The following is a 16931-nucleotide window of genomic DNA, read 5'->3' on the forward strand; positions in this document are numbered from 1 at the left end:
TCGACTTGCATGTGTTAGGCACGCCGCCAGCGTTCATCCTGAGCCAGGATCAAACTCTCAAATCAAATTCTTCCTTCTCTTTGCTTGCTGGCTTTCCTCTTACACTGTGTAGTTTTCAAAGACCAATCGGAAGGTCGCCATCAAACAGCGACTTTTATAATGTATCATATTTGTCGTATCATGTCAATAGCTTTTTTTCTTCGTATAGCTTATTTTTTTCTGCTTCTTTTGTCATGACGACAAAATATATACTACCATGGTTTTGCTTCAAAATCAACTGGTAATTTTTTTATTTCTAGCCCTTACCCCTTAGGAAAAGGGCAAAATTAATATAGCATATTTTTATCTTTATGTCAATATATTTTTGTTTTGGCTATTTTTTATCTTTTTTGCTTGCATTTTCGCTGTTGTGTTGCCTGTAAAAACAATATTTCCATTTTGTAGCTATCAGGATTTATCATAGATTTTATTTTTCTGAAAATAATAATAGAAAGAGGTGATTCTCATGGCCAAAAATAAAACCAAAGAAAAACACATGGCTATGCCGATTGAAGAACAAAATACGGCTGCTTGGGCAAATATTGAAAGATTAAAACCTGTTTCAAGGGTACCCATCCCTGATTATCATGCCACAAAAAATGCAAAGGAATGGGTAGATTCCAATCAAAAATAATTTTATATAGAAAGAAGACCGCCAATTTCGGTCTTCTTTCTATTTTGGATTAATACTGCATATCTGCAAAGCGCCTGTACATTTCATATTTTTCTCTGGCATGTTTTTCTGCCTGAGCAAACAATTCACTAGCCACTTCCGGGAATACATTCATAATTTGCGAATAACGAATTTCACCCTCCAAAAATTCTCTAAAAGATGCTTTGGGTTCCTTGGAATCCATGACAAAAGGATTTTTACCTTGCTCCTTTAATTGGGGGTTATATCGATAGAGATGCCAGTATCCTGCTTCAACAGCTTTCTTTTCTTGAGCCACACTGGTTCCCATGCCGGTCTTGATGCCATGACTTATACAGGGGGCATAACAGATCACAAGGGATGGTCCTTGATAGGCCTCAGCTTCCATGATGGCCTTCAGCGTATGGTTCATGTTGGCACCCATGGCTACCTGGGCTACATAGACATATCCATAGCTCATAGCCATCATTCCTAAGTCTTTTTTGCGAATTCGTTTTCCTGCTGCTGCAAATTTTGCCACTGCTGCTGTTGGTGTTGCTTTGGAAGACTGTCCTCCTGTATTGGAATAAACCTCTGTATCCATCACCAAGATATTTACATCCTCACCCATCGCCAATACATGATCTAATCCCCCATAACCAATATCATATGCCCATCCGTCTCCACCGATAATCCAAACGGATTTTTTAACAAGATAATCTTTTTTCTCTAGTATTTCCCGTACAATAGGGTTATCATTATGGTTATGTCTTTTTAGCACCTCCAACAACCTTTGGGATGCCTTTTTGGAACCTTCTCCATCATGTCTGTGATCCAACCATTCCCTGAAAGCTTTTTTGCATTCCTCATCAATATCCGATTGAATACCTTGTTCCATCAAGTCTGCCAGTCTTTCTCTTATTTGTTTTACACCCAAATGCATGCCAAAACCATATTCTGCATTGTCCTCAAACAATGAGTTAGCCCATGCAGGCCCTTTTCCATTGGCATCTGTCGAATAAGCAATAGATGGCGCACTGGCTCCCCATATGGATGAACATCCTGTGGCGTTGGCAATCAACATTCTATCTCCGTACAGTTGTGTCAACAGCTTCACATAGGCAGTCTCTCCACAGCCTGCACATGCCCCTGAGAATTCCAGCAACGGTCTGGCAAATTGGCTGTTCTTTACGGTAGATTTGTCTATCAGATGGTCCTTATCCGTAACAGTCATAGCAAATTCCCAGTTATCTGCTTGTCTTAGGATTTCTTCTTCTGCATCTGCCATGACCAAGGCCTTACCCGGCGCGGGACAGATATCAGCACAGTTGCCGCATCCCGTACAATCTAATGGACTGATTTGAATACGGTATGCCAATCCCTCTACACCTTTGCCGATGGCTTCTTTTGTTTCAAAAGTTTTGGGAGCTCTCTTTTTCTCTTCTTCACTTAATAGAAATGGACGTACAACGGCATGGGGACATACGTAAGCGCATTGGTTGCACTGTATGCATTTATCTGTCTGCCATTGGGGAATCATAGGTGCAATGCCGCGTTTTTCATAGGCTGTTGTTCCAAGGGGGAAAGTTCCGTCCTCCACTCCCTCAAAAGCACTGACAGGAAGTTCATCTCCTTCATGTCTTGCCATAGGCCTTTGAATGTTCTTCACAAAATCCGGTTCTTCTTTTATTGGTATTGCTTCATCCTTTGCATCGGCCCAATGGGCTGGCACTTCTATTTTAATGAGCCCCTCTACACCTCGATCCACAGCTTTCATATTCATTTCCACAATCTTTTCACCTTTTTTGCCGTATATATCTTCAATCCCTTCCTTTAGATGTTTTATGGCATCTTCAAGAGGAATCACCTTGGCCAGTTTAAAGAAAGCTGCCTGCATGATCATATTGATTCTGTTTCCCAGACCAATTTCACCGGCAATGCCCATGGCATCAATGATATAAAAATTGATATTTTTCTGGGCAATAGTTCTCTTCAATGATGCCGGCAGTTTTTCTTCCAATTCCTCTGCGGTCCATGGACAATTTAACACAAAAGTACCATTTTTCTTAATCCCCTTTAGCAGATCATAGTGATTTACATAAGCTTTGTTATGGCAGGCAATAAAATCTGCACTATGGATCAAATAAGAGGATTTGATAGGCTTTTTGCCAAACCGCAAATGGGAAACCGTAGTTCCTCCGGATTTTTTGCTGTCGTAGGAAAAATAAGCTTGGGCATACAAATTCGTGTTGTCACCAATGATTTTAATGGCTGTTTTGTTAGCTCCCACAGTCCCGTCAGACCCCAATCCCCAGAATTTGCACTGGATTGTCCCTTCTGGGGCTGTATCTGCGATATCCTCTTCAGGCAAAGATGTATGGGTGATATCATCCACAATGCCAATCGTAAAACCATTCTTTGGTTCAGCTTGTTCTAAATTGCGATAAACGGCAATAATTTGGGATGGTGTTGTATCTTTTGAACCCAAACCGTATCTGCCTCCTACGATTACAGGCTGACTCTCCTTTCCATAAAATAAACTTCTTACATCCTCATATAAAGGCTCTCCTACAGCACCCGGCTCCTTTGTTCTGTCCAGTACTGCAATCTTCTTAACACTTGAAGGCAATTCGCTAAAAAAGTATTTTGCTGAAAAAGGTCTGTAAAGATGGACCTTCATCAATCCAACCTTTTCGCCTTTATCTATCAGATAGTCTATTGTTTCCTCAATAACATCACAAACAGAACCCATCGCCACAATCATATATTCTGCATCTTCTGCACCATAATAACGAAAGGGCTTATAATTTCTACCTGTTAATTTGCTGATATCATGCATATAATCGGCCACAATATCGGGCACATTGTGATAGAAAGGATTGGCGGATTCTCTTCCCTGAAAATAAATATCAGGATTCTGGGCTGTCCCCCTGCACACAGGATGCTCCGGATTTAATGATCTGTCCCGAAAAGCTTTTAATGCATCATAATCCAGCAATTTTTCAAACTCTTCATATTCTATGACTTCTATCTTCTGGAGTTCATGAGAAGTTCTGAATCCATCAAAAAAATGCAGGAAGGGTACCCTGGATTTAATGGCAGCTAGGTGGGCAATTCCCCCTAAATCCATCACCTCTTGAACATTGCTGGAAGCCAATAATGCAAATCCCGTCTGTCTTGCAGCCATTACATCTTGATGATCCCCAAATATGGATAAGGCATGGGCTGCTATAGCACGTGCACTGACGTGAAATACTGCCGGCAGTAGCTCTCCGGCCATTTTGTACATATTGGGTATCATCAATAAAAGTCCTTGGGACGCTGTATAAGTAGTTGTCAGGGCTCCGGCTTGCAAAGAACCGTGCACTGCCCCTGCTGCACCTGCTTCCGACTGCATTTCAACAACCCTTACAGATTGACCGAATATATTTTTCTTCCCATGGGCCGCCCACTCATCTACCCCTTCTGCCATGGGTGAAGAAGGCGTTATGGGATAGATGGCAGCCACTTCTGTAAAAGCATAGGATACATATGCAGCAGCTTCATTTCCATCCATAGTTTTCATTTTTCTTGCCATCAATTTTCCTCCTTTTCTGTTCATGCAAAATGATGCTTGATTTTCCATATGATGTAATTTCAGATATTCTAAGGTATATTATTTGAAATTTTCCCTGTATCATACATGGGAAGCCTTTAAAATTTTCATCAACAGGTTTTTACAACTATAAATCGAGTAGGAGCTGAATAAAATAATTATTCAGCTCCTACTCGATTTATAGCAAGTAATGTTCTTTTATAAAGTCTTTGAGTTTATGCAAATCCTCTATATAAGTCTTTTTCAACTCTTGGTTGTAAATAACCGATGCAGGATGGTATAAGGGAAAAATATAATAGCCCTCATAGGCTATAGGCTTTCCATGCATTTTTCCAATGGTCGCCTTTTGATCTTTCAATACCGCCCTCAAAGAAACATTTCCTAAGGTAACCACTACCTTTGGCTGAATTGTACGAATTTCTTCTTCCATGTATTTTCCATACTTTTCAATCTCATTTTTGTTGGGAGTGCGGTTTGATTTTCTGCCTGTCTTTTCATTGATCTTATAGGGCCTAATTTTTACCACATTGGTAATATAGATATCTTCCCTCTTCAGTCCCAGGATTTCCAAAAATTCATCCAAATTCTTTCCTGCTTGTCCCACAAAGGGCCTACCCAACTCAATTTCTTTTGCCCCAGGAGCTTCTCCTACGAGGACAAGCTTTGCATCGCCATCCCCTTCTCCGAACACAATCGGTTCTGCACTTTCTTCTCTACACTGCCTTTCCAAACTCTCCAATCTTTCTTTTTTCAAATCCATCACCTCTTATGGGGTTTCCTGTTTCAATTCATCGTATTTCTTTCGAATCTCCTTAAAGTCTTCCCAGAAAGGCCTTTTTTTAAGCACATCCCTTAATACGGCAGAAGGATGATAGGTAGCCATAATCCAGATCCCCTTCTTCTGCTGCCAAGTTCCCCTCTGTTGTGTAATCTTAAAATTAGAGTCAATTATGTTGGTGGCGGAGATGGCACCCAAGCATACAATAATTTTAGGCTTGATCAATTTTACCTGCCATCTCAGATAAGGAATACAGGATGTCATCTCTTCCTTTAGGGGATTTCGATTATTTGGAGGTCTGCATTTTACAATATTAGCAATATATACCTCGTCTCGCGTGAAACCAATGCCTTCTATCGCCTTTGTCAGCAATTGTCCTGCCGGCCCCACAAAGGCCAATCCTGTTTCATCCTCCACTTGGCCCGGCCCCTCTCCGATAAACATTAAATCCGCTTCCGGATTGCCCTGTCCAAAAACAACCTTTGTCCTGCCTCGATGCAAAGGACAAAGATTGCACCTTGACACAATTTCCTTTAAATCCTCTAATGTATACATCTTGATCGCTCCCAATCCTTTGATAGAGAAGACATCACAGGTGTTTGCCTTAATATTTATTTATAGAAAAAAGAATGAACTCCTCCCTTTTCGTCGAAAATATTGATATAAAAATTGAAAGAAGTGATTCTATGAAGTACAACCCTTTTTATAAACCTTTTTACCAATCAAAAATCATCTATAAATTTATAAAGGAAGTATTTCCCGTAGTCAATCAAGAGCTGCATATCTGGCGTACCGTTGCTTCTGACAGTCCTGAACCTGTTCTTTCCCAACAAGCCCTTGCCAGTATAGAAAAAAAAGCCTTCCATGCCCAGGGAGGCTCCATCTACAGCCTATATACACACCAGGTAGATCCCCCTCTGATAAAATTTATTGTAGCACTGCAGACCATTAGTGACTACTTGGACAATCTTTGCGATCGGGTAGGTCTAGACAGTTATATCGCATTTTTGCAACTTCATAAAGCCATGACCGATGCTTTGGACCCATCCGATTCTTTTTCCGATTACTACGCCTATTATCCCTATACAAAAGATGGAGGATATCTGCATCATCTTGTAAATACCTGCAAAGAATATGTCAGAAGATTGCCTAAATATGCTCTGGTACAGCAGGAAGTAATAATGTTTGGACAGCTATATGCCGAAATGCAAAGCTATAAGCATGTATCCCCTTCCATTCGGGAGGAAGCCATGAATCACTGGGCAAAAAAACACTTATCTCTGTATCCTGACTTGTCGACATGGGAATTTGCTGCTGCAGCAGGTTCTACTTTAGGAATTTTTGTTTTGTGTGCATTGGCTTCCGATGACAGTCTTACAACGGAAGATGTACAAGAAGTAAAAAAAGCATACTTTCCTTGGATTTGCGGATTGCATATCCTATTGGATTATTTCATCGACCAAAAAGAGGATTTGGGTATGGGAGATCTAAATTTTGTATCCTATTACCGTAACAGCAATGAAAAAAAAGAAAGATTGCAATGGTTTTTACAACAATCTTTGAAGAAAGTGATGCCTCTAAAAAACCAAATCTTTCATCTAACAGTTATCGAAGGATTATTGGCTATGTATTTTTCTGATCCCAAAGCATCCCTAGGAGAAGAAAAATTAATTTACAAAGAGATTTTAAAATTTGCCCCTTATTCCGCCTCTGTCTTGTATATGATTTGCAGGCAATTGCGAAGAAAAAAAATCATATTGTGCTAATATCTTCTTTCTATAAAGTCTAAAAATATCTCCACCAATTTAGGATCAAATTGTTTTCCTTTTTCTTTTAGAAAAATATTTTTGATTTCATGTTTTTCCAATGCCTTTCGATAGGGTCTATCCGATATAAGGGCATGATAACAGTCGCAAATGGACAAAATTCTGGATTGCAATGGAATTTCTTCTCCTTTCAAATTATATGGATATCCCTTTCCGTCCCATCGCTCATGATGATGCAAAATAATTGTAGATAAAAACTCCAGCCCTTCCACCTGACGAACAATTTCACTGCCTATTTTGCTGTGTTCTTTTATGGCCTCATATTCATCTTTGGATAGAATGCCCGGCTTTAATAAAATACTTTCCTCAATAAATATTTTGCCAACGTCATGCAAATGCCCTGCCACCTCCAAACATGTTGCTGACGAACTATCAAGGCCCATAAAATCAGAAAAATCTCCACAAAGTTTCCCAACCTCATTGCAATGGCTAAAAGTATAATGATCTTTAAAATGAATCACTGCTGTTAATGCTTCTAATACACCCTTTGCTAGAGAAATAGACTTCATTTCGTTCATTGTATACACCCCAGTATAATAAAAAATCCTGCATATAGACTGATAAAGGCATCTATAGCAGGAGAATTTCTCTCTGTCTCAAATGGCAGCCTGGCAATCATAGTTACACAAACCTTAGACCCATGGCTTTGCGTCCTTGCCTTTCGACAAGTTTGCCTTTATCATTTTTTTGCTTGGTTATACAACTTTCTTGTTTATTTCACACCTTGCCATTTTACCATTTGTGTAAATTTTTGTCAAGATTTGTAGATAAATTATTTCATATATTTTTTCTTTTCAAATTTGTTAACTTTTCCGCATCAGTATTTTTTCTGCAACTTCCAGCAGTATATTTTTATAATAAGAATCTTTGATATCTTTCAAGGCATTTTTTGCTTTTCCCACATAGTCTGCTGCTTCCTTGTAAGATTCCTCCAAAGCGTAACTGTCCTGAAGAAGTCGAATCACTTCCCTGTAGGCATCTTCCGTAAAGCCATGCTGGGCAAATATTTTTTCTAATCCTGCTTTGTATTCTCCTTGCTTCATCAATTTAAATACAGGCAGTGTAATATTTCCCTCTTTTAAATCTCTCCCTACAGGCTTTCCTAAAATTTTAGGATCTCCTGTAAAATCCAACAAATCATCAATGATTTGAAAGGCATACCCTAAATAAGTGCCGTAGTCTTTCAATGCTTTCACTTCTTTTTCAGGGGCCCCTCCTGCAATAGCACCGGCTTGACAGCATGCAGAAAGCAATATTCCCGTTTTTTTATATATTCTGTCATAATAATCTTCTATAGATTGATGAAAATTAAACTTATTGTTGGCTTGAATAATTTCTCCGTCGCACATTTCACTAATGGCTTCCACAGCCAAATTCATACTTTGTATCAAGCGATTGGCTGCAAAGATTTCAAATGCCTTGGCAAATAAATAATCTCCTATCAAAACCGAGGTAAGGTTGCCCCTTTGGGCATTGAGGGAAGGCCTATTTCTTCTGATACTGGCTTCATCGATAATATCGTCATGAACCAAGGATGCCATATGAATCAGTTCAAAGGCACTAGCTGTTTTGATGACTTTTTCATTTAATGAACCGAAACACTGGGCAGCGCACAATACCAATAGAGGTCGTAATCTTTTCCCTCCTGATTCTATTAGGCCAAAGCATATTTCCCTTGTAAATCCCCCACTATCTGAGACCGTATTGTACAACTCCTCTTCCACTTTATCTAATCCCAATATTCCATAAATGCTGAATATTTGCTGCCTATTTTCCATAAAATCTTTCTCAAGAACACCACTCAAGTTTTTTCCTCCTTAAATTTTCTATTACTATTCAGTATTGTCTTTCATAACCATTGCTAAACTTAAAAATAAAATGAGGTTAAAAAACGATACAAATCTAATCAGATAACTAAATTTTAATTATTTGAAAATAAAAATCCGGAGAAAATCTCCGGCTTTATAACTCCCACTATTTTGCGTCTCCCAGATAGGCATTTTTTACTTCATCATTCGTTAATAAATCCTTTCCTTTTCCTTCAAGAACAATAGCCCCTGTCTCCAGTACATACCCATAATCAGCGATTTCCAAGGCAGCCTTTGCATTTTGTTCAATCAACAATATGGTCATTCCCTGCCTGTGAATTTCCTTGATAATATTAAAAATTTCCTTTACCAGCAAAGGCGCCAATCCCAAAGATGGTTCGTCCATCATCAATATCTTTGGCTTTGACATAAGTCCTCTGCCTACTGCCAGCATTTGCTGCTCGCCCCCCGACATAGTTCCAGCTTTTTGCCATAATCTCTCCTTTAGTCGAGGAAACAATCCGTATACCCAATCCATATCTTTTTTAATGCCTTCTTTATCCTTCCTGGAGTAGGCCCCTAAGATCAGGTTTTCTTCTACAGTTAAATTTGGAAAAACCCTTCTCCCTTCAGGCACCAAAACAATTCCTTTTTCCACAATGTCCTTTGTTTTATGCATGGTTAATTCTTCCCCGTTATATTGGATAGAACCTCCTGAAATTTTTGTAAGCCCCATAATACTTCTCAAAGTAGTGCTTTTTCCCGCTCCATTGGCTCCAATCAACGTTACAATCTTATTTTCCGGTATATCCATGTCAATGCCCCTCAAGGCATGAATCCCGCCATAATGAACATTTAAATTCCGAATTGTCAACATCTAATCCACCCCCAAATATGCCTCAATGACCTTTTCATTATTTTGTATTTCACTGGGGGTTCCATGTGCAATTGTTACCCCGTGGTCCAGTACAAAAATTCTTTCACAAATCCCCATTACCACTTGCATATGATGTTCAATCATAAATATTGTCAATTGAAACCGATCTCGAATATCTCCCACAAAATCCATCAATTCCAAGGATTCTTTCGGATTCATGCCTGCTGCCGGCTCATCCAGCAACAGAACCTTCGGATTTGTAGCCAATGCCCGTGCGATTTCCAACCTTCTCTGTTTCCCATAGGGAAGGGAAGATGATTTTTCATGCATAACATCCTGCAAACCTACATCTTCCAATAGATGAATGGATTTTTCATACATCTCCTTTTCTTCTTTTACATAGTTGGGCAATCGTAGAATGGAGGAAAAGACATCGGATTTTAGCCGCAAATGATTTGCAATGAGTACATTGTCCAATACAGACAGTTCCTTAAACAAGCGGATGTTTTGAAAAGTCCTTGCAATGCCTAACTTTGTAATTTCATCAGGTCTATATTCCGTAATATCAACTTCTTTGTCTTCGTCCTGAAAAAATATTCTGCCTTCCGCAGGTTTATATACTCCCGTGATCATATTAAAGGCTGTGGTTTTTCCTGCTCCATTGGGGCCTATCAATCCTACAATTTCTCCCTTATTTAACTCCATATAAAATTGTGATACCGCTACCAGCCCGCCAAATTTCATCGTAATGTTATCTGCTTTCAATATACGCATTATTTCACTTCCTTTTTCAGAGTCTTTCTAAAGCCTTTGCCATTGAAAAACCAATCCCAAGTAAATTCCTTGGTTCCCATCAATCCTTGCTGGTAGAATAGAATGACAATCATCAAAAGAAGGGAGAAGATGACCATACGCATACCGGGTATCCCTTGAATCGTCACGAATCCAAAATTTATCGTCTCGTCCAACACCCTTAAAGCTTCCATAGCCACCGTTACAACCACCGCTGAAATTACTGTACCCGTAATGCTTCCGATACCACCCAATACCACAATCAACAATATATTAAAAGTCAAAACAAATCGGAACATATTGGGATCGATCGTTCCTAAAAGATTGCCCAACAGAGCCCCACCGATTCCAGCAAAGAAAGCACCCATGGTAAAAGACATGACTTTGTGCTTGAATAAATTGATTCCCATGGCCTCCGCAGCAATCTCATCTTCCCGAATAGCCTTTAGGGCTTTTCCGTAGCTGCCTTTAATGAGAAAAACCATAAAGAGGATAGTAAATATGGCAGCCCCCCAGCTCCACCATATGTTGGTGTAAATCGGCAGACCTTTTAACCCCAAGGCCCCATTGGTTAAGCTTTGGGTATTTGTAAAAATAACTCGTATAATCTCACTAAATCCTAATGTAGCAATGGCCAGATAATCATCTTTCAACTTTAATACAGGGCTTCCGATCAAGAACCCCATCAAGGCAGATATGACACCTGCCATCAACAAAGCAGGAAAGAAAGGCCATTCCACCTCCGCTAAAAATGGTACGATTGGTTTCATGAAAAAGTTCATTTCCTTCATGGCAGGAGACATGGTAAGGAGTCCTGCCGTATAGGCACCCACTGCCATAAATCCCGCATGACCTAAAGAAAATAATCCCGTAAAACCGTTAATCAGGTTTAAACTCAACCCCAAAATAATATAAATGCCGCACAGATTTAAAATTTTCATCTTATAGGAATCAAATGTTATTCTAAATAAAAACAGCAAACCTATAAAAAGAGCCATAGCAATAATGTTTAATTCCAATCTTCCCTTTTTCATCCCTTTCACCTACACTTTCTCTGTTAATTTCTGTCCCATTAAACCGGTAGGCTTGATTAATAAGATTACAATCAAAAGAACAAATGCAAAAGCATCTCGATATCCCGTCAATGCCGGTAGGAACGCCACCAGCATAATCTCTCCAAGACCTAGAATAAAACCCCCTAATACGGCACCCCGAATATCTCCGATTCCCCCCACAACAGCCGCAATAAAACACTTTAGTCCTGGCATTAAACCCATAAGGGGTACAAGCTGAGGAAATTTTAACCCCCACATGATACCGCCCACAGCAGCTAAGATAGAGCCAATGCCAAAGGTTAGAGAAATAATTTTATCTACGTCAATCGCCATCAGCCTTGCCGCCTCATAATCTTTAGAAACTGCCCTCATGGCCATGCCTGTTTTTGTCTGGTTGATAAAATATACCAATCCTACAAGTAAGGCCAAAGTAATTGCCGGTATAAAAAAAGTAATGCTAACAATAGAAACATCACCGATTTGAATGATTTTGTTAAAAATCGGGGGAATGGGAAACGCCTTTGGCCTCCCTCCAAAAATAACAATGGCCAGATTTTCAATCAAAAATGAAACTCCAATCGCAGATATGAGTACAGATATTCTTGGTGAATTTCTCAGGGGCCTATATGCAGCCCGTTCTACCAATCTACCAAAAAAATAAGTAAAAATAATCGCTGCCGGGAAAGCGATCCACCATAATTGCATTCCCAATAGCATGACACCATAAAAAGCTACATAGGTTGCAATCATGAAAATGTCCCCATGGGCAAAGTTTATCAGCCTTAGAATTCCATAAACCATCGTATAGCCTATGGCAATCAGGGCATATAAACTTCCCAAGGATATGCCGTTTGCTAAATGTTGCATAAAAACTTGAAAAGTCATCTTTCTATCCCCCATATCTTTTATTTATTCAATCTATTCATAAGTTATCTCGTGAATTCCTAAAAAATAGCAATGTAGACTTCCACCATGATGGAAGTCTAACCCTTTTACGGATGTATAGATTCAACAAAGGTTACGTATTTGAATTGTCCTTTTTCAACTTTTTTGATTATGGCACTTTTTGTTGCATTTCCATTATGATCTAAGGTAATCTTTCCCGTAGCGCCTTCGAAATTTTTTGTATTTGCCAAAGCATCTCTGATTTTTTCCGGATTTGCTGAATTGGCCCTGGCGATAGCATCTATCAACACCATATAGGCATCAAATCCTAAGGCGCTAAAGGCATTGGCTTCTCTATTATATTTTTTTCTGTAGGCTTCTAAAAACAGATTCGACCTTTCCGTTATCGGTACCTCTGCAGTAAAATGCGTACTAAATATAGCACCTTCTACCGCTTCTCCGCCAATCTCTATAAACGTAGGCGTTTCCCATGTATCTCCTCCTATAATTGGTATGTTGATTCCCATTTCCCTTGCCTGTTTTATGAATACGGCGGATTCAATGTAGTTGCCCGGAGCAAATATTACATCTGCTTTTAAATCCCTGATTTCCGTCAATTTTTCTCTAAAATCCTGCTCTCCCGAAACATAGGATATGACACTGACAATACTTTCCACATCTCCTGTGAGCTTTATAAAGGCTTCTATAAAATACTGACTTAATCCTGTAGAATAATCTTGCGCCATATCTTGAACAATGATCGCTTTTTTTGCTCCTAGTTCCTTTACCGCATAATTTGCTATGACAGTTCCTTGAAAAGGATCTACAAAACATACCCTAAAATAATAAGGATTATTGAAGGTAACCATTGGATGGGTAGGTGAACAACCCACCGTAGGAATTTTAAATTTTTTTACTACCTCCCCGGCAGCCATAGATAATGAGCTGCCGTAACTACCGATAATCGCTTTTACATGATCTTCATGGATTAACTTGATTACAGCCTTTGTCGCTTCCAATTTATCACTTTTATTGTCTTCAATCACCAGTTCGATTTTTTTTCCCAATACTTCAGGAAACAGTTCATTGGCCAATTGTATCCCTTCCAGAGTCATTTCTCCGCCTGAAGCAGCACCTCCTGTCAAGGGCTCAAATACACCAATTTTTATGATTCCCCCATTCTTTTCCTCTATCTCCCAGCTATCTGTCAATCTTTTTTCCGGGATTTTTATTTTATAACCTATTCCCAAACATGATATTACCAGTAATATCATCGTCCATAAGGTTGCTTTGCCTTTCATAATATTCATGTTTCCCCCTTAACCTTGCCCCAGCCTTTATTTTTATTAGAACCTCCTTTTTTTCAATTTTGTAAAATATATTAACTATATTTTAATTTTTTGTAATATTCTTGTCAATATCATTCCTTCCTCGCCTATCGATCTTAGACTGTATAACATCTGAAAACAGCCGCTTTTTTATCAAGCAAAGAAGATGATGAATATTTTTCAATTCCAGATAAATTTATCCTTTTTCCATCCATTGCAACAAATGATTCTTTTGTAAGACTAATCAAAGATTTTGTTCTATAAATGGAATGAATCTTGTTTTTTATCCTATTTGGTTATATTATAATGTAAAACTATATTTTTGGAGGTGCTGAAAATTGAAAAGAGTTTTTTCGGGTGTACAACCCACCGGAAATATACATATAGGAAATTACTTGGGGGCCATGAAGCAGTTTGTTGAATTGCAGGAAACGATGGATTGCTTTTTCTGCGTCGTAGACCTTCATTCCGTTACTTTGCCCCAAGATCCCAAGAGTATATACGAACACACCCTAGATGTAGTTTCCCTATATGTAGCCATCGGTATTGATCCTTTCAAATCTACTATTTTTGTACAATCCCACGTACCAGCCCATGCCGAATTGGGATGGCTGCTTCAATGCAACTGCTATATGGGAGAATTAAATAGAATGACCCAGTATAAGGACAAAAGCAAAGGCAGTGACTCAGTACCTGTAGGTTTATTTACTTATCCTACACTGATGGCCGCTGATATTCTTTTGTATGATACCCATATCGTACCTGTCGGCAGTGACCAAAAACAACATATTGAATTGACCAGAGATATTGCCATCCGTTTTAACAACCGATTCGGAAAAACCTTTGTCGTACCTGAAGCTCAAATTAAACAATCCGGTGCAAGAATCATGGCCTTGGATGATCCAAGCAAAAAAATGAGCAAAAGTGCTGAAAATCCTTTAAGCAGAATCACATTGCTGGATTCTCCGGATCAGGTAAAGAAAGCTGTCATGAAAGCTACTACCGATTCTGAAGGTCACATCCGCTACGACGAAGAAAATAAACCTGGCATTAGCAATCTATTAACCATCTATAGCGAATTTTCCGGCATGTCCATCAGCGAATTAGAGCAAAAATACGAGGGAATGGGATACGGTGCATTTAAAAAAGATTTAGTAGAAGTAATCAACTCATCCCTAGAAAACATTCAACAAAGATATAGAAAAATTCGAAATTCTGATGAGATCATTCAAATTCTGAAAGAAGGAGCTCAAAGGGCTGAAACAGTAGCTAACAGCACGCTACAACGTGTAAAAGAAAAAATGGGTTTTGTTGTCCTATAACAAAGTCTTCCATTGGGAGATTTCAAAGAATGCTTTGTTGAAACACATAATGGGCATTATTACTTATCCTAAATTTATGAAGGTACATCATTTCCTATGTGTTATAAAAAAAGATAGGGGGATTTTACGGTTTCCCTCTATCTTTCTATGATTAAGCACCTTTTTGATACTATATTTTCCTACGTATTTATAATTTTTACAAAAAATATAAAAATTTTTATTATATTTCTTTTATTTTTTTTAATTCTTTTCGGAATTTTTCAAGTACCTTTTTCTCCATTCTGGAGATGGTCATCTGAGATACGCCGATTTCCTCAGCAACCTGTATTTGGGTTTTATTATGAAAGAATCTATCTTTAATGATTTTCATTTCCACTTCATTTAATTTATCTAAGCATTTTTGAATAAAATCCCTATTTTCTATCATATCAAAATGTTTGTCATCTTCTCCTACAAGATCCATCAATTGCAGGTCTTTATCATCTCCATTGGCATCATAACTTAAATCCAATGATTTCGGCGTATACACTTGACTGGCTTCCATCGCTTCCAGCACTTGTTCTTCCGTACATCCTAAATATTCAGCAATATCCTCTATTTTAGGACTTCTTTGAAGTTTTTGATTGAGTGCAATTCTAGCCGCATTTACTTTTTTCGATAGCTCTTGTATTCTGCGAGGAACCCTGATAGACCAACCTTTATCTCTAAAATGCTTTTTTATTTCACCTATAATGGTAGGTGTTGCAAAACTTGAAAATTCGAATCCCCTACTTAAATCAAATCTTTCGATAGCGTAAATGAGACCTAAAGAAGCAACTTGATAAATATCCTCATATTCAATTCCTTTATTTATATATTTTTTTGATAAAATTTCAGCAATATATAAATATCGATTTACCAGTTCATTTCTGATATCTATGTCTTTTGTTTCCGCATATCGCTTAAACAATTCCTTTTCATTTAATTTTTTCGGGGAATCTACATTTTCATTAGTCGCAGCACAGGCCACATTCTTCATTAATTATCCTCCCCTAGATACTTAGTCATCTGAATGGTTGTTCCTTCCCCTACATTAGAGATTACTTCCACCTCATCCATCAGGGATCTGATAATAAATATACCCAACCCTCCTTCTTTTGGATTTGAAAGATCGGGCTCTTCCAGTTTATTGCATCGAAATCCGTTTCCATAGTCAACTACATGGATTGTAATTTTATCTTTATCTATGAAAAATTTAACGTCAAAATTGGTTTTATTCTCACAAACTCCATGTGTGATCGCATTGGTACAAGCTTCTGCTACAGCTACTTTTATGTCTTCAAGTTCCTCTACATTGAATCCCATTCTGCTTGCCACAGCAGATGCTGTTAATCGTACAACACTTACATACTCTGGTTTGCTGGGTACAGATATGGACAAACTATCAGTCATTTGATTTTCCACCTTCTCCATCATTATTATATTATTCATAATTCATCGGTTCACCCTTCTATTCTATAATAAATATCTTGTTTAGTCCTGTAATACTTAAAAGTTTTGATATGTTGGGCTTTGCATTAGAAATAATAATATTTTTATTATCTTGTTTTAACCTTTTTAATGCACCAATTAAAACACCCAAGCCTGTACTGTCAATATAATCCAGCTCCAGACAATTGATTTTAACATTTGTACTATGCTCATTCAAAATATTGATGAGCGTGTCCTTTAACTTGTTGGCCGTATAGATGTCTATTTCTCCGATTACATCTACAACCCATAAATTTTCCTCTTGGTTTAAAGTTGCATTAATCTTTAGTGGCACAAGACTACCCCCTTCATTTTTCTTTTAAAATATTACCCTTAACCACATGAAATTAAACATTTATCTCATATTCCGCCTAACTATTTTTACCAATTTAAATAATTTTGAAAATATCTGAGCTTCAAAAAGGAGTTTTTGATTTTATCTCGAATAATTGTATTATCAAGTATTCGAGGTGAATTCTATGAATT

Annotated in this window: 16 protein-coding genes, 1 rRNA gene and 1 riboswitch; of the genes, 3 read left to right on the plus strand and 14 right to left on the minus strand. The window is 38.2% G+C overall.

Features of this window, described 5'->3' with window-relative positions:
* Positions 1-65, minus strand: a 16S ribosomal RNA gene (locus AN619_RS00960); the annotation flags it as partial.
* 440 nt (positions 66-505) lie between these two features.
* Here AN619_RS00960 and AN619_RS15460 point away from each other — a divergent pair.
* Positions 506-673, plus strand: a complete 168-nt coding sequence (locus AN619_RS15460; protein ID WP_083524909.1) for a CDIF630_02480 family spore surface protein — start codon at positions 506-508, stop codon at positions 671-673.
* 49 nt (positions 674-722) lie between these two features.
* Here AN619_RS15460 and nifJ read toward each other — a convergent pair whose 3' ends face one another.
* The 3 genes from nifJ to AN619_RS00975 all read right to left on the minus strand — a co-directional run bounded on the left by nifJ (position 723) and on the right by AN619_RS00975 (position 5598).
* Complete coding sequence (gene nifJ, locus AN619_RS00965; protein WP_068554183.1) at positions 723-4247, minus strand: pyruvate:ferredoxin (flavodoxin) oxidoreductase; 3525 nt, start codon at positions 4245-4247, stop codon at positions 723-725.
* Positions 4248-4443: 196 nt separating this feature from the next.
* Positions 4444-5019 (minus strand): uracil-DNA glycosylase, encoded by a 576-nt coding sequence (locus AN619_RS00970; RefSeq protein WP_242867264.1) that lies wholly within the window; start codon positions 5017-5019, stop codon positions 4444-4446.
* A gap of 12 nt (positions 5020-5031) precedes the next feature.
* The gene (locus AN619_RS00975) at positions 5032-5598 is read right to left on the minus strand and encodes a uracil-DNA glycosylase (RefSeq protein WP_157064852.1); all 567 of its coding nucleotides are present in this window, start codon (positions 5596-5598) and stop codon (positions 5032-5034) included.
* Positions 5599-5729: 131 nt separating this feature from the next.
* Between AN619_RS00975 and AN619_RS00980 the strand changes: the two genes are divergently transcribed.
* The gene (locus tag AN619_RS00980) at positions 5730-6809 is read left to right on the plus strand and encodes a tetraprenyl-beta-curcumene synthase family protein (protein WP_068554206.1); all 1080 of its coding nucleotides are present in this window, start codon (positions 5730-5732) and stop codon (positions 6807-6809) included.
* Here the strand turns inward: AN619_RS00980 and AN619_RS00985 are convergent.
* The 7 genes from AN619_RS00985 to AN619_RS01015 all read right to left on the minus strand — a co-directional run bounded on the left by AN619_RS00985 (position 6806) and on the right by AN619_RS01015 (position 13596).
* Positions 6806-7387, minus strand: a complete 582-nt coding sequence (locus AN619_RS00985; RefSeq protein ID WP_068554188.1) for an HD-GYP domain-containing protein — start codon at positions 7385-7387, stop codon at positions 6806-6808. The two genes, AN619_RS00980 and AN619_RS00985, sit on opposite strands and share 4 nt — an antisense overlap.
* An 81-nt stretch (positions 7388-7468) precedes the next feature.
* Positions 7469-7554: riboswitch (cyclic di-GMP riboswitch) on the minus strand.
* 118 nt (positions 7555-7672) lie between these two features.
* Entirely contained in the window at positions 7673-8674 is a 1002-nt protein-coding gene (locus AN619_RS00990) for a polyprenyl synthetase family protein (protein ID WP_068554190.1), read from the minus strand.
* Between the two features lie 169 nt (positions 8675-8843).
* Entirely contained in the window at positions 8844-9554 is a 711-nt protein-coding gene (locus AN619_RS00995; protein ID WP_068554192.1) for an ABC transporter ATP-binding protein, read from the minus strand.
* Complete coding sequence (locus tag AN619_RS01000) at positions 9555-10328, minus strand: ABC transporter ATP-binding protein (protein WP_068554194.1); 774 nt, start codon at positions 10326-10328, stop codon at positions 9555-9557.
* A complete protein-coding gene (locus tag AN619_RS01005) occupies positions 10328-11380 on the minus strand; it encodes a branched-chain amino acid ABC transporter permease (protein ID WP_068554195.1) in 1053 nt (350 codons plus the stop codon). Before AN619_RS01005 ends, AN619_RS01000 begins: the two co-directional genes overlap by 1 nt.
* A gap of 9 nt (positions 11381-11389) precedes the next feature.
* Positions 11390-12286 (minus strand): branched-chain amino acid ABC transporter permease, encoded by an 897-nt coding sequence (locus AN619_RS01010; RefSeq protein WP_068554197.1) that lies wholly within the window; start codon positions 12284-12286, stop codon positions 11390-11392.
* Between the two features lie 107 nt (positions 12287-12393).
* Complete coding sequence (locus tag AN619_RS01015) at positions 12394-13596, minus strand: ABC transporter substrate-binding protein (protein WP_242867265.1); 1203 nt, start codon at positions 13594-13596, stop codon at positions 12394-12396.
* Positions 13597-13952: 356 nt separating this feature from the next.
* Here AN619_RS01015 and trpS point away from each other — a divergent pair, with 356 nt between their 5' ends.
* Positions 13953-14936, plus strand: a complete 984-nt coding sequence (gene trpS, locus AN619_RS01020; protein ID WP_068554199.1) for a tryptophan--tRNA ligase — start codon at positions 13953-13955, stop codon at positions 14934-14936.
* Positions 14937-15156: 220 nt separating this feature from the next.
* Here the strand turns inward: trpS and AN619_RS01025 are convergent, their stop codons facing one another.
* From AN619_RS01025 to AN619_RS01035, 3 genes are read right to left on the minus strand one after another with little or no spacing between them, the layout of a single operon-like run.
* On the minus strand, positions 15157-15954 hold the full coding sequence (locus AN619_RS01025; RefSeq protein ID WP_068554201.1) for a SigB/SigF/SigG family RNA polymerase sigma factor: 798 nt from the start codon (positions 15952-15954) through the stop codon (positions 15157-15159).
* Positions 15954-16367, minus strand: a complete 414-nt coding sequence (locus AN619_RS01030) for an ATP-binding protein (protein ID WP_242867266.1) — start codon at positions 16365-16367, stop codon at positions 15954-15956. The genes AN619_RS01025 and AN619_RS01030 overlap by 1 nt, the downstream gene beginning before the upstream one ends.
* A 58-nt stretch (positions 16368-16425) precedes the next feature.
* Positions 16426-16740 carry an STAS domain-containing protein gene (locus tag AN619_RS01035; protein WP_068554203.1) on the minus strand — a complete coding sequence of 105 codons (315 nt, stop codon included), beginning with the start codon at positions 16738-16740 and terminating at the stop codon, positions 16426-16428.
* Positions 16741-16931: the final 191 nt, after the last annotated feature.

The organism is Thermotalea metallivorans (assembly GCF_001562415.1).
GTDB lineage: Bacteria > Bacillota > Clostridia > Peptostreptococcales > Thermotaleaceae > Thermotalea > Thermotalea metallivorans.

Bases quoted from the DNA above. Each gene is read 5' to 3' on its own strand.
- AN619_RS01025 (WP_068554201.1), bottom strand. From the start codon at position 15,954: ATGAAGAATGTGGCCTGTGCTGCGACTAATGAAAATGTAGATTCCCCG.
- AN619_RS01030 (WP_242867266.1), bottom strand. From the start codon at position 16,367: ATGACTGATAGTTTGTCCATATCTGTACCCAGCAAACCAGAGTATGTA.
- nifJ (WP_068554183.1), bottom strand. From the start codon at position 4,247: ATGGCAAGAAAAATGAAAACTATGGATGGAAATGAAGCTGCTGCATAT.
- AN619_RS01015 (WP_242867265.1), bottom strand. From the start codon at position 13,596: ATGAATATTATGAAAGGCAAAGCAACCTTATGGACGATGATATTACTG.
- AN619_RS00980 (WP_068554206.1), top strand. From the start codon at position 5,730: ATGAAGTACAACCCTTTTTATAAACCTTTTTACCAATCAAAAATCATC.
- AN619_RS15460 (WP_083524909.1), top strand. From the start codon at position 506: ATGGCCAAAAATAAAACCAAAGAAAAACACATGGCTATGCCGATTGAA.
- AN619_RS00995 (WP_068554192.1), bottom strand. From the start codon at position 9,554: ATGTTGACAATTCGGAATTTAAATGTTCATTATGGCGGGATTCATGCC.
- AN619_RS00975 (WP_157064852.1), bottom strand. From the start codon at position 5,598: ATGTATACATTAGAGGATTTAAAGGAAATTGTGTCAAGGTGCAATCTT.
- AN619_RS00985 (WP_068554188.1), bottom strand. From the start codon at position 7,387: ATGAACGAAATGAAGTCTATTTCTCTAGCAAAGGGTGTATTAGAAGCA.
- AN619_RS01000 (WP_068554194.1), bottom strand. From the start codon at position 10,328: ATGCGTATATTGAAAGCAGATAACATTACGATGAAATTTGGCGGGCTG.
- AN619_RS01010 (WP_068554197.1), bottom strand. From the start codon at position 12,286: ATGACTTTTCAAGTTTTTATGCAACATTTAGCAAACGGCATATCCTTG.
- AN619_RS01005 (WP_068554195.1), bottom strand. From the start codon at position 11,380: ATGAAAAAGGGAAGATTGGAATTAAACATTATTGCTATGGCTCTTTTT.